Here is a 20,949-nt window from a genome sequence, read left to right on the forward strand (position 1 = left end):
CCATTCACACAAGCCGATACCGGACCCATGGATAGACTCAGCCTTATTGGACTCTTTCTCGCGCTGGCCTCACTGGTCGGCGGCAGCATCCTCAAGGGCGCCGGCCTGGCGTCGCTGTGGTCGCCGGCGGCGTTCGTGATCGTGATTGTCGGCACCATCGCCGCGATCCTGCTGCATACCTCGCCGGCGGTGTTCAAGCATGCGTTCAAGATCGTGCGCTGGGTCGTGCGTCCGCCGCACAGCGATCGTCGTGAACTGATCCAGCAGATCGTCGAGTGGAGCAACATCGCCCGTCGCCAGGGCCTGCTGGGCCTGGAATCGCAGGTGGAGGCGCAGCAGGACCCGTTCCTGCGCAAGGGCCTGCAGCTGCTGGTGGACGGCGTCGAGCCCGAATCGATGCGGCACATGCTGGAAATCGAACTGGGCAGCCAGGAACACCAGGACCAGGCCGGCGCCAAGGTGTTCGAGGCAATGGGCATCTATGCACCGACGCTTGGCATCATCGGCGCCGTGCTCGGCCTGATCGCAGTGATGAAGAACCTGGCCGACCCCAGCAAGCTCGGCCACGGCATCGCCGCCGCGTTCACCGCCACCATCTACGGTATCGCTTCGGCCAACCTGCTGTTCCTGCCGGTTGCCGCCAAGCTCAAGAGTGTGATCTCGCACAACACGCGCGACCGTGAAATGGTCATCGAAGGCCTGATCTCGATCGCCCAGGGCGAGAACCCGCGCAACATCGAAACCAACCTCTCCGGCTTCCTGCACTGACATGGCCCGCCGCAAGCACCACGAAGAGCACGCCAACCATGAGGCATGGGCGATTCCCTATGCCGACCTGATGACGCTGCTGCTGGCCTTCTTCGTGGTCATGTACGCAATCTCCTCGGTCAACGAGGGCAAGTACCGGATCATGGCCGACGCCCTCACCGATGCGTTCGGTGGCGCACCGCGCACCATCAACCCGGTGCAGGTCGGCAACAAGCAGGTGCAGGGCGGCGGCTGGGACAGCCCCTCGGTGATCAAGTCCGGCACCAAGGTTGGCCCGTCCGCGCCGGCGCCCTCGCACGACCCCACCCTGTTGCCATCGATGGCCTCGCAGATGCGCATGCCGGTGTCGGTCCACAACCAGGAACAGATCGCGCGTGCCGAGCGCCAGCTCAGCAGCATCGCCGACCGCCTGACGGCCGCACTGGCACCACTGATCGATCGCGGCATGATCAGCGTGCGCCGCACCGAACTGTGGATCGAGGTCGAGATCAACAGCGACATCCTGTTCCCCACGGGCTCAGCCGCGCTGGACGTGCATGCACGGCAGACCCTGGCCAGCCTGGCCGAGGTGCTGCGCGACGTACCCAACAGCGTGCGCGTGGAAGGCCACACCGACAATGTGCCGATCGCTACCGCCACGTTCCCCTCCAACTGGGAACTGTCGGCCGGTCGCGCGGCCAGCGTGGTGCACCTGTTCGCCGACCAGGGCGTGCAGCCGTCGCGGCTGGCGATGGTCGGCTACGGCCAGTTCCGCCCGCGCGAGGAGAACGAAAGTGCGCAGGGCCGCAACCGCAACCGGCGGGTGATGGTCATCATCCTGGCCGACACCAGTCATTCGGTGGACCCGCTCGGTGAACGCCTCAATGCCGCCACCGGCGCCGTTGGCAACGCCTCCCCCGAACAAGCCGACGCAACTCCGGCTACCTCCCCCATCGCACCGGTGAAGTTGCCGCCGGTGCCGGCTGGCAGCCGTGTCGGCGCCGCCGTTCCCCCGGCAATGAAGGAGTAAACCGATGCGCATCTGGGCAGTCGCCAACCAGAAGGGCGGAGTCGGCAAGACCACCACCACCCTCGCCCTCGGCCGCGGCCTGGCCGGGCTCGGCCATCGCGTGCTGCTGATCGACCTTGATCCGCATGCCTCGCTCAGCCGCGCGTTCGGTGTGCCGGTGGATCCGCCGCCGGCCGGTGTACTGGAACTGTTCGGCGCGCCGCCAGCAGATCTGTCCAGCCTGTGCCACGCCAGCAGCATCCATGGCCTGGACTACGTCTGCGCGCAGTCGGCACTGGCGACACTGGAGCGACGCAGCGCCAACCAGCCCGGCCTCGGCCTGGCCCTGCAGAACGCGCTCGCACGCCACCAGGGCCAGCACGACTACATCCTGCTGGACTGCGCACCGACGCTCGGCCTGCTGATGATCAATGCGCTGGCTGCCGCCGACCGCCTGATCATCCCGACACAGGCCGAGCCGCTGGCCCTGCATGGCCTGGAGGGCATGGTCCGCACCGGCGAGATGGTCGAGCGCTCGCGCCGCCGTCCGCTGCCGATCTCGATCCTGCCGACGCTGTTTGACCGTCGCACGCGTGCCGGCAACGAATCGCTGCGCACCATGCAGGACCGCCATGGCGCGCGCGTCTGGGAGGATGCGATTCCGATCGACACCCGCATCAGCAACGCCGGCGGCCTGACGCTGCCCAGCGTCGGCGAGGACTACCCGGGCCGTGGCCTGGCAGCCTATCGCCGTGCATTGAACTGGATCCTCGGCGAGGATGCCCGCGCGCTGGAGCAGGCCGCATGAACAGCACCGGCGTGTTGGACGACTACCTGGACGAACTGCTGAGCGAAGCGATTGTTGCGGCTCCGCCTGCCACGCCAACTCCCGGTAGCGCCGGGCCACGCCCGGCGAGCACAGCAGTCGCAGAACGCGAGCCGACCTGGGACGATCTGCCGGCCGAAGTGGTCCATGAAACCGAAACGGCCGCCATCGCCCCGGTCGAAGATGACGCGGCGCTGCAAGCCGCGTTCGACGCCGCCGCAACGCCTGCACGCGAACCCACCTGGGACGACCTGCCGGCCGAGGTGATCTACGAAACGGACACCGTCGCCGCCCCGACCGTCGATGCCGCAGCGCTGGAAGCCGCCTTCGAGGCCGCGTCGGCACCGGGTAGCGCCGGGCCACGCCCAGCGAGCGCAGCGGACGCAGAACGCGAGCCGACCTGGGACGACCTGCCCGACGAGGTCATCCACGAAACTGCATCCGCCAACGTCACTGCGAAGACCGGCCCGGAACCCACCTGGGACGATCTGCCGGACGAAGTGATCTACGAGACCGACCCGGCCGACAGCCATCGCCTCGCCCACACCGACAGCCCCGGCCTGCAAGCCGCCTTCGAGGCAGCGGCCGGCGGCGAAGACGTCCCCACGCCACCGGCGGCGGTGATCGCAGCACCCGTGTCACCACCGGCTGCGCGGCCAGCACCGGCTCCGGTGGCGCGCGCTGCCGCCACGCCACCGCCGCGCGTAGCCGTGGATGCGCCGGCAGGCAACCGACCCGGGACCTGGCAGGAGCTGCAGGCCCAGGCACACCAGCCGGCGCGCAGCCCACATCCGCAGAACCGCCGTGCCGGCGAACGCACCTCGCGCTGGCTGCGCCTACGCTGCGGTACCCAGGCCTACGCGCTGGAATTGCTGAAGGTGCAGGAAGTGGTGCTGCCGGTGCCGCTGCTGCCGTTGCGCGGCACCGCGCCGGCCATGCTTGGCATCATGAACCTGCGTGGCCAGGTAGTACCGGTAATGGATCTGGGCCTGCACCTGGGCGCCGCCGCGGCCGAAGAGGACGCACAGACCCGCATCGTGGTGCTGGAGGAGGACGGTGAAACCATTGGCCTGCGTGTATCGGCGGTGGAAGATGTTGCCAACCTCACCGATTCGCAGATCGAACCGCCCGATACCGCGCGCATCTGCCAGATCTCCAACGACCTGTTCCGCGGTGTGGCCCGGGTCAGCCAGCGCCCGATGATCCTGCTCGACGCGACGCGACTGTTGAGCTGAGCCGAAAAGAAAAAGGGGACGGAGGGGATTAAGTCGTAAATGCCCGTGCCCCTCCGAGGCTATCCGTGGAAACGGCGACCGCGCAGTGGGGACGTAAGGTGTTGATCCAACGGATCAATTCCTTGCGTCCCCGACAGGTAACGCGTCGGCGCAAGGCGACGACTAGGCTGATGGTGGGCAGAGCGCAGGGTCGTTTGCGACTTAATCCCCTCCGTCCCCTTTTCAACAGCACCGCATCGACGCACCTCGTCGATTCTTCTAAAGAACCCCACTGGTATGCCGTTATGGATCACGGAACCGTTTGTCCGGAGCAACGATGAGCACTGTCGAACTGGGTGAGGATCTCGGCATCGAGAGCAGCACCGAGCTCAAGAACCGCCTGGCCCCGCTGGTGGCGCAGGCAGGCGAGCTGACCCTGGATGCAAGCCAGGTCGCCCGCATCCACACAGCCGCCGTGCAGGTGCTGTGTGCCTTCGTGCAGGCCCGCCGCGAGGCAGGCCTGGGCACCGGCTTCCACGGTTGCACTGCAACCTTCCGTGACGCCGCGCGCCTGCTGGGCGTCACCCAGGCCCTGGGCCTGGACGTACCCCATGACAACCTGAAATCTGTGGAGAACGCTGCATGAGCGCACGTATCTTGGTGGTGGACGATTCGGCGTCGATGCGCCAGATGGTTTCCTTCGCCCTCACCTCGGCCGGTTTTGCCGTCGAAGAAGCCGAAGACGGCGCGGTCGCGCTCGGTCGCGCCAAGGGCCAGCGCTTCAATGCGGTGGTCACCGACGTCAACATGCCGAACATGGACGGCATCGCGCTGATCCGCGAACTGCGCCAGCTGCCGGACTACAAGTTCACCCCGCTGCTGATGCTGACCACCGAATCGGCCGCGGACAAGAAATCCGAAGGCAAGGCCGCCGGCGCCACCGGCTGGCTGGTCAAGCCGTTCAATCCCGAACAGCTGGTCGCCACCGTGCAGAAAGTGCTGGGCTGATCGCCCCGCATCGCTCCCCCTCTTCGCTTCCGGACCACCACTGCCATGAGCATGGACCTGCAACGCTTCCACGCCACCTTCTTCGAGGAGAGCCGCGAAGGCCTCGACGCAATGGAGGCTGGCCTGCTGGCCCTGGAATCCGGGCAGCAGGACGCGGAGATCATCAACTCGGTGTTCCGCGCCGCCCATTCCATCAAGGGCGGCGCCGGCACCTTCGGCTTCGATGCCATCGCCAGCCTGACCCACGTACTGGAAACGCTGCTCGATGAGCTGCGCGCCGGCAAGCGGGCACTGGAAGGCCACGCGGTCGACGCCATGCTGTCCTCGGTGGACGTGCTGCGTGCTCTACTGCGCGAAGCAGAACACGGGCAGGCCGCTGACCCGGCCGCCGTCGCCGCAGTAAAGGCACGCCTGGAAGCGGTGCTGTCCGGGCAGGCCGCTCCCAGCGCGCCGGTTGCCGCTGCTCCACAGGCTGATGAAACGCCGGAAGCCTGGCAGATCGGCTTCACTCCGGCACCGTCGTTGTTCATGAGCGGCAACGACCCGCTGCGCATCATCCGCGAACTGGAGCACCTCGGCTCGCTGCAGGTCGCCGCGCGCATGGAGCGCCTGCCGGGCTTCGCCCAGCTCGACCCGCTCGAAGCACACCTGGCATGGGACCTGGGCCTGGTCGGCAAGGTGCCACGCAGCAAGATCGAAGACACCTTCGCCTGGGTGCTGGACGACTGCGAACTGGACATCCGTCCAGCGGCGCCGCCGAGCCTGGCTACCCAGACTCCGACGGCCGTTGGCGCAGCCACACCCGCAACCCCTTCAGCACCCGCCGCGCCCGCCGCCAGTGGTGGCGCCAGCCAGGAAGCAGAAACCTCGATCCGCGTCAGCGTCGACAAGGTCGATGCGCTGATCAACCTGGTCGGCGAACTGGTCATCACCCAGGCCATGCTCAAGCAGGTCTCGCACGCGCTGGACCCGGTCCATGCCGAGAGCCTGTTCGCCGGCCTGGACCAGCTTGAACGCAATACCCGCGATCTGCAGGAAGCGGTGATCGGCGTACGCATGCTGCCGGTCGATGCGGTGTTCCGTCGCTTCCCGCGCCTGGTCCGCGATCTGTCCAGCCGCCTCGGCAAGCAGGTCCGCCTGCGCACGATCGGCGAAGGCACCGAGCTGGACAAGGGCCTGATCGAGAAGATCGCCGATCCGCTGGTGCACCTGGTGCGCAACTCCATCGACCACGGTCTGGAAATGCCGGATGTGCGCCGCGGCGCGGGCAAGGACGAGACCGGTACGATCACCCTGGCAGCCTCGCATCAGGGCGGCCACATCGTCATCGAAGTCAGCGACGATGGCCGCGGCCTGGATCGCGCCAAGATCCTGGCCAAGGCCACCGAGCGCGGCCTGGCAGTACCGGACAACCCGACCGACTCGCAGGTCTGGGACCTGATCTTCCAGCCCGGCTTCTCCACCGCCGATGCGGTCACCGATCTGTCCGGTCGTGGTGTCGGCATGGATGTGGTCCGCCGCAACATCCAGGCACTGGGCGGAGAGGTACAGATCGAAAGCAGCCTCGGCACAGGCACCCGCACGCTGATCCGCCTGCCACTGACCCTGGCCATCCTCGATGGCATGACCGTGGCCGTGGCCGGCGAAACCCTGATCCTGCCACTGGCCTACGTGCTGGAGGCGCTGCAGCCGCAGGCCGAGGACATCCGCAGCATGGCCGGCGAAGGCCGTGTGCTGCGCGTACGCGGCGAGTACCTGCCGATCCTGTCGCTCACCGAGTACTACGGCTATGGCAGCCGCCGCGCGAACAGCGAATCGCTGGTAGTGGTGGTCGAGGGTGATGGCCAGAAGATCGCACTGGAAGTGGACGAGCTGGTCGGCCAGCAGCAGGTCGTGGTGAAGAACATCGAGAACAACTACCGCCGCATCGGCGGGGTGTCCGGTGCCACCATCCTTGGCGATGGTCGCGTGGCGCTGATCGTCGACATCGGTGGCCTCGTGCGCTCGCTGCGGATGCCGCAGGCCGCCTGATTTCCCCTGCATGTTGTCCAGAACCGCCGCCCTCCGGGGCGGCGGTTTTCGTTTGCGCGCTCTCCACCAGGGGGGCAGATCCGGCAACCTGCATTCCGTGAACTCCGTCATCGCGATGGTTTCGCGTGCAACCACGCCACCCAAGCGAAAGCCCTTCCATGGCAGGGCTTTCGCGCCTTCACCCCCTACGCAACCGAATGTGATCTGCGTCCATAAAGTCCACCCAAACCGCGCCGTTATTCCGCAATGACGGCCGTCACCGAACCCCACCGGACACCACCGTTCGCTCTGCAACCACCCCCGGCCGACGCACCTGCGCCGGCACCCCGCCCACCTGGAGCACCCTGCATGAAGTGGTTCCAAGATCTGCCCATCGCCCGCAAGCTGGCCGTGGGGTTCACCCTCACCACGTTGATGACCCTGGTCCTCGGGGCCTTCGCCCTGTTGCGCCTGAGCGAGGCCAACAAACAGCTGGGCGAGATGGCCGGCAACGATATTCCGTCGGTCCAGCACCTGGGTGAAGCACGCTCGCAGCTGGGCGAATTCCGCACCTACGAACTGGCGCTGCTGAGCATGCTCGACCAGCCCGACAAGGTCGCCGACTACAACAAGCGCATGGACGACACCGCCAGGACCGTGCACGAGGAGCTGACCGCATACGCGTCACTGCCTGCCCTGGCCAAGGAGCGCGAACTCTACCGCGCAGCCAGCGAGCAGCTGGAGCGCTACTTCGCCGCCAACAAGGCGATGCGCGCCGCAGTCGCCGCCGGCGATGGCGCCCTCGCCCAGCAGATCTCCGACGAGCAGTCGCGCCCAGCCCGCCGCGACCTGTTCGCTGCAATGAAGACGCTCGGCACCCATATCGCTGGCCTGATGGACGGCAAGATCGCCGCAGCCAATGCCACCCACCGCACCAGCATGATCGCCATCGTCGGCTGCATCGTGCTGTTGTCGCTGGTTGCCGCTGCGCTGGCCACGGTCATCTCTCGCGCGGTCACCGGTCCGCTCGGCAAAGCGGTGACCGCCATCCAGGCCGTCGCCCGTGGCGACCTCAGCATCAGCACCCAGGCCACCAGCAAGGACGAGGCGGGCAAGATGCTGGCTGCCACCGCTGACATGACCGCGATGCTGCGCCGGTTCTCCGAGCAGACCCAGCTGATGGCACAGATGCACGCCGGTCCGGATATCAGTCACCGCATCCCCGAAGATTTCCCGGGCGTCTACGGCCAGCTGGCCGGCGGCATCAACACCGTGATCTTCGAGCACCTCGATGCGATCCGCGATGCCATCGACGTGCTCAACCAGTACGCCATCGGCAACCTCGCTCCGGATGCACGCCGCCTGCCCGGCAGCCGCGCGATCCTGCACGAATCGATGGATGCGGCCAAGGCCAGCCTGCTGGCGATCAATACGCAGATCCAGCAGCTGGCAGGTGCCGCAGCCGCCGGCGATTTCAGCCAGCGTGGCGACGTGCAGCGCTTCCAGCACGACTTCAAGCTGATGATCGAGCACCTCAACACCATGATGCAGGTGGCCGACGGCAACCTGGGGCAGCTCTCGCAGCTGCTGCAGTCGATCGCCGCCGGCGACCTGACCGCACGCATGGACGGCCAGTTCAACGGCGTGTTCGCGCGCATGCGCGACGATGCCAACACCACCGTCGCCCAGCTGACCCAGATCGTCGGCCAGATCCAGGCCAGCGCCTCCAGCATCACCCTGGCCGCCGGCGAGATCGCCTCCGGCAACAGCGACCTGTCGCGCCGCACCGAGCAGCAGGCCGCCAACCTGGAAGAAACCGCCGCCTCGATGGAGGAACTGACCTCCACCGTGCGCCAGAACGCCGAGCACGCACGCCAGGCCAACCAGCTCGCCATCGGCGCGCATGGCGTCGCCTCGCAGGGCGGCGACGTCGTCGGCCAGGTGGTCACCACCATGTCGGCCATCGAAGCCTCGTCGAAGAAGATCGCCGAAATCATCAGCGTCATCGACGGCATCGCCTTCCAGACCAACATCCTGGCGCTGAACGCTGCGGTGGAAGCCGCACGTGCCGGCGAACAGGGCCGTGGCTTTGCCGTGGTTGCCAGCGAAGTGCGCACCCTCGCCCAGCGTTCGGCGGCCGCCGCCAAGGAGATCAAGGGCCTGATCGATGATTCGGTCGGCAAGGTTGCCGAAGGCTCCAGCCTGGTCCACCAGGCCGGCAGCACCATGGGCGAGATCGTCGCCTCGGTGCAGCGCGTGACCGACATCATGGCCGAGATCTCCGCCGCCTCGCAGGAACAGTCGGCCGGCATCGAGCAGGTCAACCAGACCGTGGTGCAGATGGACGAGACCACCCAGCAGAACGCCGCACTGGTGGAAGAAGCCACCGCCGCCGCACGCGCGATGGAAGACCAGGCAGTGCAGCTGGGTGAGGCCGTGGCCCGCTTCCGGCTGGCATCGCAGGGCACGACGGGCGTCCCGGCCCGCCCGATCGCGGCACCGGTACCGCGCCAGGTCGCCGTGGCCGCACCGGCCGCGAAGGCAGCGCCCGCACGCACGCTGCGTGCATCGGCGGCACAGCCGGCGCTGGCCACCGATGGCGACTGGCAGGAGTTCTGAAGCACCCGGGGTCGGATCCCTCTTCCCGGGAAGGGGGCTCTGACCCCACACAGGAAGCATCCACGCATGGCGTGGATCTACAGGTGCGGTCAGCACCCGGGGTCAGATCCCTTTCCCGCGGGAAAGGGATCTGACCCCCTACGCATGGAAAGTGATGCAATTCTCACTTCATAATCCGGTGCAGGGGCCGATACTCCCATCAAGCCTCGCACCAACGCGTGCTGGCGCCCGCCCTTGACCCTAGATTCCATGTCCGACGGCAACGACACTGCAGTGCATGAAGTCCATGCGGCCGACGCCGCTGACGAACGTTTCCTCGTCCGCAACCCCCGCCAGCTGCGCCAGTTGCTGAGGTCGCTGATCGAGCAGCGTTCGCTGATCAACGCGCATATCGACGGCCGCGACCGCTCGTTCCCGACCGCCCTGCTCGACCTCGACGAAGACGAGGACTACCTGCTGCTCGATGGCAGTCCGCAGGAAGCCTCCAACCGTGCCGCCGAACAGGCCGACCACCTGCTGTGCTTCGCCCAGCTCGAACGGGTGCTGGTGCGGTTCCGCCTGCACTCACTCCAGCGCGTGGACAACGACGGCCACGTGGCCTTCCGCGCACCACTGCCGGAGGAACTGGTACACCTGCAGCGCCGCGAACTGTACCGGCTGGAGACACCGGTCACCGACTCGCCACAGCTGCTGCTGCCGCCGGGCGAAGCGCGTGCCGAGGCACTGTCGATGCGGGTGGTGGACATCAGTGGCGGCGGCCTGGCCGTGGTTGTACCCACCGACTGCGCGGTGTTCGCCCTGCAGAAGCGCTACCCGGCGCAGCTGTCGCTGCCCGACGGCCCGGACCTGGACATCGAACTGGTGGTCTGCAACCTGTTGCCGCAGCGCCAGCCCAACGGCATCGAGGTCAAGCGCGTCGGCATGCGCTTCGACAGCCTTCCGCGCGGCGCCGACAGCGCCATCCAGCGCTACATCTTCCGCATCGACCGCCAGCGCAAGGCCCGCCGCAACGGCGAGCTGTAGGGTAGCGCCGGGCCATGCCCGGCGAATGCGCAAACCCAGCCGGGCATGACCCGGCGCTACCGTGCTTCGGTGGATGCTACCGGCCCCCGGTAGATCCACGCCATGCGTGGATGCCCCACCCCTCCCCGGTAGATCCACGCCATGCGTGGATGCCTCTCCCGGCACCTAAAGTCCCCCCCAGCGGGGCCGATACCGAGCCTGACACCGGGACTTCCGGCAGAACCAGGACCCCTCGATGAACGACAAGACCAGCACCGCTGCCAGCGCCGGTGGCGAATTCCTCAGCTTCACCCTCGGTGCCGAGCACTACGGCGTGGACATCCTCAAGGTGCAGGAAATCCGCGGCTACGACGCGGTCACCCGCGTGCCGGATGCCCCTGACTACATCAAGGGCGTGATCAACCTGCGCGGCACCATCGTGCCGGTCATCGACCTGCGCCTGAAGCTGCGCCTGGAAAACGCCCGCTACGATGCGTTCACCGTGATGATCGTGCTGAACGTGGAAGACCGCGTGGTCGGCATCGTCGTTGACAGCGTCTCCGACGTGATTCCGCTGTCGGCCGAACAGATCCGCCCGACCCCGGAGTTCGGCGCCGCCGTCGATACCCGCTTCATCTCCGGCATCGGTACCCACGACGATCGCATGCTGATCCTGCTGGACATCGAGACCCTGCTCGACAGCGCCGACATGGGCCAGACCAGCATTGCCGAAGACGTCGCTGCCTGATCGAACGGAACTGCTTCACGTTCCAGTCACAAAACCCTTCAGTTCCCTCCGGCGATGCCGATAGGGGGACAGAAGCCGGTCGCGCAGGAGCGCGCAGCACCGGCCCGACCGTTACCATCCCCGGAGATACACCTCGATGAAGTCCCTGCTTGCGTTCGTTTCGGCTGCTGTCCTGGCCACCACCGCCGCCTCCGCTTTCGCCCAGTCGGCCGACATGATCCCGCCGGAAATGGCACCGCGCTCGGTCGGCAAGGACGGCATGGTCTGTGGCAAGGTTGAGAAGGCCCGCTACGCAGAAGGTTCCGAAGGCCAGCCGACCTTCCTGTACATGGGCGGCGCCTTCCCGCGCCACACCTTCTCGGCACGCATCGCCGGTGAGAACCGCGGCAAGTTCTCCTTCCCGCTGGAATCGCTGGAAGGCAAGACTGTCTGCGTGATCGGCAAGATCCAGCGCGATGCCTCGCGCGCGGAAATCGAAGTCAGCTCGCCGTCGGCGCTGAAGCTGGCCAACATCAAGTAAACCGCTGTTCGTCGAATCTCGCCGGACCTGGTGCCGGCGCGGTTCCTGCTGCAACCGGGCCCGATGCCCGGACGCGTCTGCCTTAGGAGATCGCAACGCCCATGCCGTGGATCAACAACCTGAAACTGATGCCGAAGCTGATGCTGACCTTCGGCGTCATCCTGCTGGTGATGCTGCTGCAGGGCATCGTGGCCTATCGTGGCCTGCATTCGCTGAACAACGTCACCACAGAACTGGCCGGTTCGCGCATGGACAGCATCCGCATGGCCGGCGAGATGCGCGGCATGCTGGGCGAGTACCGTAACGCCGCCTACCAGCAGCTGATCCGCGCCAGCGACGACGTCAAGTCCGACGCGCGCAAGCAGGCGGTCGAGCTGCGCGAGAGCATGGACAAGTCGATCAAGGGCTACCCGGCACTGGTCGACAACCCGCAGCAGAAGAAGCTGTTTGATACCTTCGCCAAGGAATGGAAGGACGCCCTGGCCTCCTATGACAGCGTCACCGAGATGCTGGAACTGGACCTGCCGGACGATGCCATCGACACCTTCGTCGGCGAAACCCGCAGCAAGCACCGCAAGGCCGCCTCGGCGCTGGAAGCGCTGATCGCCGAAGACAACCGCCTCGCCCGCGCCTCGCGCGAAGAGGCCGAATCCACCTATTCCGCTTCGGCCGTGCTGACCGTGATCGCCCTGCTCGGCGGCGCCGCACTCGGCTTGGTGCTGGTGTGGCTGTTTGCCCGTGCCCTGGTCGGCAGCGTGCGCGGCGCCGTCTCGGTCGCCAACGACGTGGCCGGCGGCAAGCTCGATGGCCACATCGACGTCAGCCGCCAGGATGAAGTGGGCGAACTGATGCAGGCCATGCAGCGCATGCAGCGCGACCTGCGCGAGCGCACCGAAACCGACCAGGCGATTGCGCGCGAGAACCTGCGCATCCGAACCGCGCTGGACTACAGTTCCACTGGCGTGTACCTGACCGACACCAGCAACACCATCGTCTACAGCAACCGTGCGCTGCAGCAGACCCTGAGTCAGTACCAGGACGACGTGCGCCGTGACCTGCCGGACTTCGATGCCAAGGCCTCGCTGATCGGCAAGCCGGTCACCGTGCTCGAGCACCGTGGCGAAATGGACCAGACCCTGCTGGGCAACCTGAAGGCGCACGGCGTGGCCCGTCGCCCGATGCAGTACGGCGACGCCCAGTTCGCCCAGGTGGTGTCCACCATCCGCAACGAAGACGGCGACACCGTCGGCTACGTGGTGGAATGGCGCGACCGCACCCAGGAAGCGCAGGTCGAAGCCGAAGTGGCACGCGTGATCGCCCAGGCCGCCGCCGGCGACCTGTCCGGTCGCATCGACGCCAGCGACAAGGAAGGCTTCTTCCTGCAACTGGCCCAGCAGATCAACGGCCTGCTGGACGCCAACGCCGGCAGCATCGAACAGATCTCCGGGTTGCTGGCTGCACTGTCGCAGGGTGACCTGACCGTGCGCATGCACGGCGATTATCAGGGCGTGTTCGCCCGCATGCGCGACGATGCCAACGCCACCGCCGCGCAGCTGAGCGAGATCGTCACCCGCATCAAGCAGTCCAGCCGCGCGATCAGCTCGGCGGCCGGCGAAATCGCGTCGGGCAACAGTGACCTGTCGCGCCGCACCGAACAGCAGGCCGCCAACCTGGAAGAAACCGCCGCCTCGATGGAGGAACTCACCTCCACCGTGCGCCAGAACGCCGAGCACGCACGCCAGGCCAACCAGCTCGCCATCGGCGCGCATGGCGTCGCCTCGCAGGGCGGCGACGTCGTCGGCCAGGTGGTCACCACCATGTCGGCCATCGAAGCCTCGTCGAAGAAAATCGCCGAGATCATCAGCGTCATCGACGGCATCGCCTTCCAGACCAACATCCTGGCGCTGAACGCTGCGGTGGAAGCCGCACGTGCCGGCGAACAGGGCCGCGGCTTCGCCGTGGTTGCCAGCGAAGTGCGCACCCTCGCCCAGCGCTCGGCCGCAGCTGCCAAGGAGATCAAGGGCCTGATCGATGATTCGGTCGGCAAGGTCAGCGACGGCTCGGCACTGGTACGCAAGGCCGGCAGCACCATGGGCGAAATCGTCGCCTCGGTGCAGCGCGTGACCGACATCATGGCCGAGATCTCCGCCGCCTCGCAGGAACAGTCGGCCGGCATCGAGCAGGTCAACCAGACCGTGGTGCAGATGGACGAGACCACCCAGCAGAACGCCGCGCTGGTGGAAGAAGCCACCGCCGCCGCACGTGCGATGGAAGAACAGGCCGGCCATCTCAGCGAAGCGGTCTCGATCTTCGTGGTCGACGAAGCCGAGGTCGTGACCGCCCCGCGCGTCACCGCTGCCCCGGCCCCGCGAGTCACTGCACCGGTCGCCCAGGCACCGGTCGCGCCGCCGGCCCGCCGCACCGCTGGCGGTCGCTCGATGGCCACCGAACTGGCCGACGGAGACTGGCAGGAATTCTGATGCCTGCCTGACCTGACGTACGAGAACGCCCTGGCCCTGCGCTGGGGCGTTTTTGTTTACGGGGTATCTGATTATCCAGCCAACGGCGCAGCCCCTCGGGGTGGCCGTGGAAAGCGGCGGGTTTCCTTCGCTTGGGCCGGGAGGGTGGGTCGCGCAGGGGACGCCGTGAACCCCCCTCCGGGGTCCGGCCCAGCCGCTGGCGGCTGTGCGTTCGGGCGCTTGCGAAGCAGTGCTTCGCAAGCAAAGCGCCCTCACCCCTGGGGGCTTGGCCGCGGCATCCATGCCGCGGACACCCCTGCGCGACCCACCCTCCCGGCCACGGACACTTTCCGTGCGCGTCCACCCCGGATTGAAGAAAGAAGAGCAAGAGCAACAGCTGCACGCTTCCGGGGTCAGATCCGTTTTCCGCAGGAAAACGGATCTGACCCCCTCTTTCCACTTGGAAACCCAACGCTCTTGCTGTCCGACACCGAAATGCCGAGAGGGCTGGGTCGGGGTGGGCTGGCGGGACCGTTGGCGCCATGGATGGCGCCATCGAGCCCCCAGGGACGGGTTTACAGCGTGTCCCGCCAGCCCACCCCGACCCAGCCACCCACTGACAATGCAGAGCCGACCAACCGCCGTTGCCGTTGCTGCCGTTGCCGTTGCCGTTGCCGTTGCCGTTGCCGTTGCCGTTGCTTCAAAAGCCTGCCGCAGGCAGCGCCGCAGCCGCCGCTGCAAGGAAACCTGAATACGTTCGGACACCGCACCTCAATCCCCCGCCCGCGCGGCCGATAACGGGGTTGTCACGGCGTATCCCGCCGCTGACCGGCTTGGCGCCGCCCGCCCGTTTCGACCTGGTCCTGCTCGATGAATCTCCTGCATCGCTGGCAACACTACTTCAGCAATCTTTCCGTCCGGCGCAAGCTCAACCTGCTGACGCTGCTCATCGCGCTCGGCGTGATCGCGCTGTCGGTGATCGCCGCCCGCATGCAGTACCTGGACCTGACCGAGACCCGCAAGACCGCGCTGAAGACCCAGGTCGAACTGAGCTACGGCATCCTGCAGCACTATCACCGCCTGGCCAGTACCGGCGAACTCGGTGAGGACGCCGCCAAGGCTGCCGCGCTGCAAGCGCTGGAAGTCATGCGCGCCGAGAACGATACCTACTACTTCAACCTCTACGACACCGGCTACCGCCTGCTGATGCACCCGTTCCGCAAGGATCTGGTCGGCAAGGACATGAAGGACTTCCGCACCGACGACGGCGTGCGCATCTACTACGACCAGGTTGAGGCAGCCAAGGCCGGTGGCGGTTTCGTCAACTATCGCTGGGCCAAGCCCGGCAGCAAGGGCGACGTCGAGAAGGTCGCCTACGCCGGCCTGTTCGCACCCTGGAACTGGGTGGTCAGCAGCGGCGTCTACATGGACGACGTGCAGAAGCAGGCACTGGTGTTCACCGCCATCATGGCCATGTCCGGTGGCGTGCTGGTGCTGATCGTGCTGGCCCTGAGCTGGGTCATCGGCAACCGTATCGCGCGCCCGCTGAAGCAGGCCACCGCCGTCGCCGAGGGTATCGCCAATGGCAAGCTGGACAGCCACATCGGCCCGCAGCCGCACGACGAGCCCGGCCGGCTGCTGGAGGCGATGTCCGTCATGCAGCAGCAGCTGCACGCCGTGATCGGCGGCCAGCGCGAGATGGCGCGCCGCCACGATGCGGGCGAACTGAGCTACCGCATCGAAGCCAGCGCCTTCCCCGGCGAGTACCGGCTGATGGTGCAGGAAACCAACGCCCTGGTCGGCGGCCACGTGCAGACCCTGCAGGATGTGCTGGACGTGGTGCAGCAGTACGCGGTCGGAGACCTCAGCCGCGACATCGCGCGCTATCCGGGCGAAAAGGCGGCGATGACCACCACCGTCGATACGGTCAAGGCCAACCTCGGCCGCATCAACACCGAAATCAAGCAACTGGCCACGGCCGCTGCCGCAGGTGACTTCAGCCGGCGCGGTGACGCCCAGCGCTTCGATCACGATTTCCGCCTGATGCTGGAGAACCTCAACGCGATGATGGCGGTCAGCGATGACAACCTCGGCAAGCTCTCGCAGCTGCTGTCGGCCATCGCCGAAGGTGACCTGACCGCGCGCATGCACGGCGATTACCAGGGCGTGTTCGCGCGCATGCGGGATGATGCCAACACCACCGTCACCCAGCTGACCCAGATCGTTGGCCAGATACAGGCCAGCGCCTCCAGCATCACCCTGGCCGCCGGCGAGATCGCCTCCGGCAACAGCGACCTGTCGCGCCGCACCGAGCAGCAGGCCGCCAACCTGGAAGAAACCGCCGCCTCGATGGAGGAACTGACCTCCACCGTGCGCCAGAACGCCGAGCACGCACGCCAGGCCAACCAGCTCGCCATCGGCGCGCATGGCGTCGCCTCGCAAGGCGGCAGCGTGGTCGGCCAGGTGGTCACCACCATGTCGGCCATCGAAGCCTCGTCGAAGAAGATCGCCGAAATCATCAGCGTCATCGACGGCATCGCCTTCCAGACCAACATCCTGGCACTGAACGCTGCGGTGGAAGCCGCACGTGCCGGCGAACAGGGCCGCGGCTTCGCCGTGGTTGCCAGCGAAGTGCGCACCCTCGCCCAGCGTTCGGCGGCCGCCGCCAAGGAGATCAAGGGCCTGATCGATGATTCGGTCGGCAAAGTTGCCGAAGGCTCCAGCCTGGTCCACCAGGCCGGCAGCACCATGGGCGAGATCGTCGCCTCGGTGCAGCGCGTGACCGACATCATGGCCGAGATCTCCGCCGCCTCGCAGGAACAGTCGGCCGGCATCGAGCAGGTCAACCAGACCGTGGTGCAGATGGACGAGACCACCCAGCAGAACGCCGCGCTGGTGGAAGAAGCCACCGCCGCCGCACGCGCGATGGAAGACCAGGCCGGCCAGCTGGCCGACGCCGTGGCGATCTTCCGCCTCGACAACCAGGTTTCAGCCGCGATGAAGGCCGTGGCCGCGCAGGTCGAGCCGGTCCGCGTTGCCGCCGTGGCACGCCCGCAATCGACCCGCGCGCCGGCACCGGCACGGCGCAGCAGCAGCAACGCCAGCACCTTCGTCGCCAGCGACAGCGACTGGCAGGAATTCTGAGACCCACCTGCGGCGGCTTCGGCCGCCGCCCCCGCCGATGGACACGTCCCCCGTGCAAAGTCCCACTCCCATCGTTACCGGCCCACGCGAATTCGAGTTCGCCGACCGTGATTTCCGCCGCGTCTGCGACCTGATCTACCAGCGCGTGGGCATTGCCCTCGCGCCTGCCAAGCGCGACATGGTCTATGGCCGCCTGTCGCGTCGCCTGCGTACGCTGGGCATGCGCAGCTTCCAGCAATACCTGGACCATCTGGAACAGGAAGATGGTGACGAGTGGCAGGCGTTCACCAATGCCCTGACCACCAACCTGACTTCGTTCTTCCGCGAACCGCACCACTTCGACAAGCTGCGCGAAGAGCTGCAGCAGCGCTCCAACCGCACGCCGCTGCTGTTGTGGTCGTGCGCCGCCTCCACCGGCGAGGAGCCCTATTCGATGGCGATCACCGCCTGCGAGGCGTTCGGCACGCTGAAGCCGCCGGTACGCATCGTCGCCACCGACGTCGATACCCAGGTACTGGCCACCGCCGGTCGTGGCGTCTACAACATCGACCGCGTCGCCAGCCTCGATCCGGACCTGCGTCGCCGCTACTTCCAGCGTGGCAGTGGTCCCAACGAAGGCCAGTGCCGCGTGCTGCCGGCGCTGCGCGAGCTGATCGAGTTCCGCCCGTTGAACCTGCTTGCCCCACGCTACGACGTCGGCGGCCCGTTCGATGCGTTGTTCTGCCGCAACGTGATGATCTACTTCGACAAGCCGACCCAGCGCGCCATCCTTGGCCGCCTGGTGCAGCACCTGGCCGATGACGGCCTGCTCTACACCGGCCACTCGGAGAACTACCTGCACGCCGCCGACCTGATCCAGCCCTGCGGCCGCACGCTGTACCGCCGTGCGGCAAAGGCCGGCGCATGAACGCCTCACTGCGTACCGACGATGTGATGCGCTACCAGGATGCGCGCTTCCAGACGATCGCCGCCAAGCTGCTGCCGACCCAGTATCTGGTGGTCGATGACACCACCGCGTTGACCACCACGCTTGGCTCCTGCGTGGCCGCCTGCCTGCGCGACCCGGTATTGAAGATCGGTGGCATGAACCACTTCCTGCTGCCCGAGGGCAACGCCGGCGACGGCGCGCCGGCACGCTACGGCAGCTACGCGATGGAGCTGCTGATCAACGACATGCTCAAGCGCGGCGCGCACCGCAAGCGCATCGAAGCGAAGGTGTTCGGCGGCGCCAACGTGCTCAAGGGCTTCACCAGCAACCCGGTCGGCACGCGCAACGCCGAGTTCGTACGCCAGTACCTGCAGGCCGAGCACATCCCGATCCTCGCCGAAGATCTGTGCGGCATCCACCCGCGCAAGATCTGGTTCTTCGCCGACACCGGCCGTGTAGTGGTGCAGCGCCTGCCGCATGCCCACGAAGCCGAAGTGGCGGCCACCGAATCGGCGGTACGTGCGCGCCTGTCCAAGGCCCCGGTCACCGGCGGCGTGGAGCTGTTCGAATGACCTTCTCCGGCAACGCCCCCTGCCGGGTCCTGATCGTCGACGACTCCGCCGTTGTACGGCAGATGCTCACCGAGATCCTGTCCAGCGATCCGTCCATCGATGTGGTCGGCACCGCCGCCGATCCGCTGCTGGCGCGCGAGAAGATCAAGCGCCTGGCCCCGGACGTGATCACCCTGGATGTGGAAATGCCACGCATGGATGGCCTGGCCTTTCTGGAAAACCTGATGCGCCTGCATCCGCTGCCGGTGGTGATGATCTCCTCGCTGACCGAGCGCGGTGCCGACACCACCCTGCAGGCACTGGCGCTGGGTGCGGTGGATTTCGTTTCCAAGCCCAAGCTCGATGTGGCGCGTGGCCTGCAGGGCTACGCGGACGAAATCATCGCCAAGGTCAAGATGGCGGCGCGCTCACGCGTGCGCCCGCTGGTGCGCGCTGCGGCACCGAAGCTCATGCTGGAGGCAACTCCGGCGATGCGCCCGACCACACCGCAGTTCCGTACCACCGACCGCCTGATCGCGATCGGATCTTCCGCCGGTGGCACCGAAGCGCTGCGCGTGGTGCTCGAAGGCATGCCCGCCGACGCGCCCGCCGTGGTAATGACCCAACACCTGCCGGCCAGCTTCAGCAGCGCCTTCGCAGAACGCCTGGACCGCCACTCGGCCATGGCCGTGCGCGAGGCCAGCGACGGCGAAGCCGTGCTTCCCGGCCATGCCTACCTGCCTCCGGGCGGCAAGCACCTGCGGATCATCCGCGACGGTGCGCGCTGGCGCTGCCGCGTCGACGACGGCCCGGCGGTGAACCGGCACAAGCCAGCAGTGGACGTGCTGTTCCGTTCGGTGGCGCAGAGCGCCGGCGGTAATGCCATCGGCGCGATCCTCACCGGCATGGGTGACGACGGCGCGCGTGGCCTGCTGGAGATGCGCCAGGCTGGCGCCCCCACACTGGTGCAGGACGAGGCCACCAGCGTGGTCTGGGGCATGCCCGGCGCGGCCTTCAAGCTCGGCGCCGCCGAGGAACAGGTGCCGCTGGAGCGCATCGCCGAACGGCTGCTGGCCCTCGCCCGCGGCTGATTGCGCGCCCCGTCCCCGAAGTAGATCCACGCCATGCGTGGATGCCTTTGTAGAGTCGAGCCGTGCTCGACTACAGACCATCACCCAGAAGAATATCCCCGGCGTTCACCGGGGATCTTCGTTTCAACGAAGCGCCGGCCAGCGGCCGGCACTACCGCATCGGGCGGCGACCGCAGCGTTCAAGCACGGTGCCGCCAAGGAGCACGTGCCGCCGCATGAGCCTCACGGCTGTTTGAACCTCACCGGAATCCGAACCTGCCCCGGCACCGGCACCCCGTTCTTCCTGGCAGCGGTGTACCTCCATTTCTTCACTGCCACCAGGGCCGCCTCATCCAGCACCGCCCAGCCACTGCTCGTCTCCACGAGAGCATCGACCAGGGTGCCGTCGGCGGCCACGTGACACACCACGATCGCCTCGCCCTCCAAGCCGTCCCGATACGCCTGCCCTGGATAGATCGGCGCGTTGCCGTACCGTGAGGACAGGTCCAGTTCCGCCGGCGCGTCCTGCGGTTCGGATACCGCCTGCTCGGCAGAGGCTTTCGCCGGCGCCGGCTCACACGCCACCAGGCAGAACGACACCGGCAAGCGCATCACGCCGGCCACCCGTTCGCCGTCGCGCACCGCAGCCTGATAGTCCCAACGTTGGCCCGCCTTGAGGTAGCCCGCATCGATGGCATCCCAGCCGCTGCTTTCGATCACCTTCGTCGACGTCCATTTGCCCAGCGCATCCACCTGGATTTCCAGCAGCAGCGACTTTCTGCCCGGTGGAACCTTTTTGTATACCCCCGCCGGAAACCTCGCGGGATTGTTCGCCATTGAACTGATGCCTACCGTCGGCGGGTCTTCGTAGGCTGCTGCAGCGGATGCCACACACAACAGCGCGACGCTGGCCATCGAACTCACGAACGCACGGAGTGAACGACGGCGAACGGCGTCAGGGAGGGAAGGCACAGCAACTGGACGCATGAAATGCTCCGGACGGACAGCCCGATAGCAGAGCATGCAACACGAACACTTGTCACCTACCGGTCACGCCAAGCAATGCGTCGAAGACGATGCCACAACAAAAAACC

Annotated in this window: 17 protein-coding genes; 16 read left to right on the forward strand and 1 reads right to left on the reverse strand. The window is 66.9% G+C overall.

Annotated elements, in window-relative coordinates; translation table 11 throughout:
- The first annotated feature begins 27 nt into the window (after positions 1–27).
- From ABH900_RS02480 to ABH900_RS02555, 16 genes are all read left to right on the forward strand, one after another.
- Positions 28–768, forward strand: coding sequence for a flagellar motor protein (locus tag ABH900_RS02480; RefSeq protein WP_429620939.1), 741 nt, complete (start codon positions 28–30; stop codon positions 766–768).
- Between the two features lies 1 nt (position 769).
- Entirely contained in the window at positions 770–1,777 is a 1,008-nt protein-coding gene (gene motD / locus ABH900_RS02485) for a flagellar motor protein MotD (RefSeq protein WP_429620941.1), read from the forward strand.
- Between the two features lie 4 nt (positions 1,778–1,781).
- A complete protein-coding gene (locus ABH900_RS02490) occupies positions 1,782–2,564 on the forward strand; it encodes a ParA family protein (protein ID WP_429620943.1) in 783 nt (260 codons plus the stop codon).
- Complete coding sequence (locus ABH900_RS02495; RefSeq protein WP_429620945.1) at positions 2,561–3,817, forward strand: chemotaxis protein CheW; 1,257 nt, start codon at positions 2,561–2,563, stop codon at positions 3,815–3,817. Before ABH900_RS02490 ends, ABH900_RS02495 begins: the two co-directional genes overlap by 4 nt.
- Positions 3,818–4,133: 316 nt before the next feature.
- The gene (locus tag ABH900_RS02500) at positions 4,134–4,442 is read left to right on the forward strand and encodes an STAS domain-containing protein (RefSeq protein WP_057496420.1); all 309 of its coding nucleotides are present in this window, start codon (positions 4,134–4,136) and stop codon (positions 4,440–4,442) included.
- The gene (locus tag ABH900_RS02505; protein WP_005409521.1) at positions 4,439–4,804 is read left to right on the forward strand and encodes a response regulator; all 366 of its coding nucleotides are present in this window, start codon (positions 4,439–4,441) and stop codon (positions 4,802–4,804) included. The genes ABH900_RS02500 and ABH900_RS02505 overlap by 4 nt, the downstream gene beginning before the upstream one ends.
- 45 nt (positions 4,805–4,849) lie before the next feature.
- The gene (locus ABH900_RS02510) at positions 4,850–6,835 is read left to right on the forward strand and encodes a chemotaxis protein CheA (protein WP_429620948.1); all 1,986 of its coding nucleotides are present in this window, start codon (positions 4,850–4,852) and stop codon (positions 6,833–6,835) included.
- A 348-nt stretch (positions 6,836–7,183) separates the two neighbouring features.
- Entirely contained in the window at positions 7,184–9,433 is a 2,250-nt protein-coding gene (locus tag ABH900_RS02515) for a methyl-accepting chemotaxis protein (RefSeq protein WP_429620949.1), read from the forward strand.
- Positions 9,434–9,682: 249 nt separating this feature from the next.
- The gene (locus ABH900_RS02520; protein ID WP_429621421.1) at positions 9,683–10,456 is read left to right on the forward strand and encodes a flagellar brake protein; all 774 of its coding nucleotides are present in this window, start codon (positions 9,683–9,685) and stop codon (positions 10,454–10,456) included.
- A 235-nt stretch (positions 10,457–10,691) separates the two neighbouring features.
- Positions 10,692–11,183 (forward strand): chemotaxis protein CheW, encoded by a 492-nt coding sequence (locus ABH900_RS02525; RefSeq protein ID WP_429620951.1) that lies wholly within the window; start codon positions 10,692–10,694, stop codon positions 11,181–11,183.
- A gap of 136 nt (positions 11,184–11,319) precedes the next feature.
- Positions 11,320–11,703 carry a hypothetical protein gene (locus ABH900_RS02530; protein WP_429620952.1) on the forward strand — a complete coding sequence of 128 codons (384 nt, stop codon included), beginning with the start codon at positions 11,320–11,322 and terminating at the stop codon, positions 11,701–11,703.
- Positions 11,704–11,804: 101 nt separating this feature from the next.
- Positions 11,805–14,183 (forward strand): methyl-accepting chemotaxis protein, encoded by a 2,379-nt coding sequence (locus ABH900_RS02535; protein WP_429620954.1) that lies wholly within the window; start codon positions 11,805–11,807, stop codon positions 14,181–14,183.
- Between the two features lie 849 nt (positions 14,184–15,032).
- The gene (locus ABH900_RS02540) at positions 15,033–17,306 is read left to right on the forward strand and encodes a methyl-accepting chemotaxis protein (protein ID WP_429620956.1); all 2,274 of its coding nucleotides are present in this window, start codon (positions 15,033–15,035) and stop codon (positions 17,304–17,306) included.
- Positions 17,307–17,343: 37 nt separating this feature from the next.
- A complete protein-coding gene (locus ABH900_RS02545) occupies positions 17,344–18,213 on the forward strand; it encodes a CheR family methyltransferase (protein WP_429620958.1) in 870 nt (289 codons plus the stop codon).
- Positions 18,210–18,806 carry a chemoreceptor glutamine deamidase CheD gene (gene cheD, locus ABH900_RS02550; protein WP_428708251.1) on the forward strand — a complete coding sequence of 199 codons (597 nt, stop codon included), beginning with the start codon at positions 18,210–18,212 and terminating at the stop codon, positions 18,804–18,806. Before ABH900_RS02545 ends, cheD begins: the two co-directional genes overlap by 4 nt.
- The gene (locus ABH900_RS02555; protein WP_429620961.1) at positions 18,803–19,876 is read left to right on the forward strand and encodes a protein-glutamate methylesterase/protein-glutamine glutaminase; all 1,074 of its coding nucleotides are present in this window, start codon (positions 18,803–18,805) and stop codon (positions 19,874–19,876) included. Before cheD ends, ABH900_RS02555 begins: the two co-directional genes overlap by 4 nt.
- 222 nt (positions 19,877–20,098) lie before the next feature.
- Here the strand turns inward: ABH900_RS02555 and ABH900_RS02560 are convergent, their stop codons facing one another.
- Positions 20,099–20,770, reverse strand: coding sequence for an energy transducer TonB (locus tag ABH900_RS02560; RefSeq protein WP_429620963.1), 672 nt, complete (start codon positions 20,768–20,770; stop codon positions 20,099–20,101).
- Between the last annotated feature and the right edge of the window lie 179 nt (positions 20,771–20,949).

This window comes from Stenotrophomonas sp. AN71, from assembly GCF_050435725.1.
Lineage (GTDB): Bacteria > Pseudomonadota > Gammaproteobacteria > Xanthomonadales > Xanthomonadaceae > Stenotrophomonas.

What these genes read in the sequence shown, in the direction of transcription:
- ABH900_RS02480 (WP_429620939.1), top strand. Translation starts at nt 28, where the DNA reads ATGGATAGACTCAGCCTTATTGGACTCTTTCTCGCGCTGGCCTCACTG.
- motD (WP_429620941.1), top strand. Translation starts at nt 770, where the DNA reads ATGGCCCGCCGCAAGCACCACGAAGAGCACGCCAACCATGAGGCATGG.
- ABH900_RS02490 (WP_429620943.1), top strand. Translation starts at nt 1,782, where the DNA reads ATGCGCATCTGGGCAGTCGCCAACCAGAAGGGCGGAGTCGGCAAGACC.
- ABH900_RS02495 (WP_429620945.1), top strand. Translation starts at nt 2,561, where the DNA reads ATGAACAGCACCGGCGTGTTGGACGACTACCTGGACGAACTGCTGAGC.
- ABH900_RS02500 (WP_057496420.1), top strand. Translation starts at nt 4,134, where the DNA reads ATGAGCACTGTCGAACTGGGTGAGGATCTCGGCATCGAGAGCAGCACC.
- ABH900_RS02505 (WP_005409521.1), top strand. Translation starts at nt 4,439, where the DNA reads ATGAGCGCACGTATCTTGGTGGTGGACGATTCGGCGTCGATGCGCCAG.
- ABH900_RS02510 (WP_429620948.1), top strand. Translation starts at nt 4,850, where the DNA reads ATGAGCATGGACCTGCAACGCTTCCACGCCACCTTCTTCGAGGAGAGC.
- ABH900_RS02515 (WP_429620949.1), top strand. Translation starts at nt 7,184, where the DNA reads ATGAAGTGGTTCCAAGATCTGCCCATCGCCCGCAAGCTGGCCGTGGGG.
- ABH900_RS02520 (WP_429621421.1), top strand. Translation starts at nt 9,683, where the DNA reads ATGTCCGACGGCAACGACACTGCAGTGCATGAAGTCCATGCGGCCGAC.
- ABH900_RS02525 (WP_429620951.1), top strand. Translation starts at nt 10,692, where the DNA reads ATGAACGACAAGACCAGCACCGCTGCCAGCGCCGGTGGCGAATTCCTC.
- ABH900_RS02530 (WP_429620952.1), top strand. Translation starts at nt 11,320, where the DNA reads ATGAAGTCCCTGCTTGCGTTCGTTTCGGCTGCTGTCCTGGCCACCACC.
- ABH900_RS02535 (WP_429620954.1), top strand. Translation starts at nt 11,805, where the DNA reads ATGCCGTGGATCAACAACCTGAAACTGATGCCGAAGCTGATGCTGACC.
- ABH900_RS02540 (WP_429620956.1), top strand. Translation starts at nt 15,033, where the DNA reads ATGAATCTCCTGCATCGCTGGCAACACTACTTCAGCAATCTTTCCGTC.
- ABH900_RS02545 (WP_429620958.1), top strand. Translation starts at nt 17,344, where the DNA reads ATGGACACGTCCCCCGTGCAAAGTCCCACTCCCATCGTTACCGGCCCA.
- cheD (WP_428708251.1), top strand. Translation starts at nt 18,210, where the DNA reads ATGAACGCCTCACTGCGTACCGACGATGTGATGCGCTACCAGGATGCG.
- ABH900_RS02555 (WP_429620961.1), top strand. Translation starts at nt 18,803, where the DNA reads ATGACCTTCTCCGGCAACGCCCCCTGCCGGGTCCTGATCGTCGACGAC.
- ABH900_RS02560 (WP_429620963.1), bottom strand. Translation starts at nt 20,770, where the DNA reads ATGGCCAGCGTCGCGCTGTTGTGTGTGGCATCCGCTGCAGCAGCCTAC.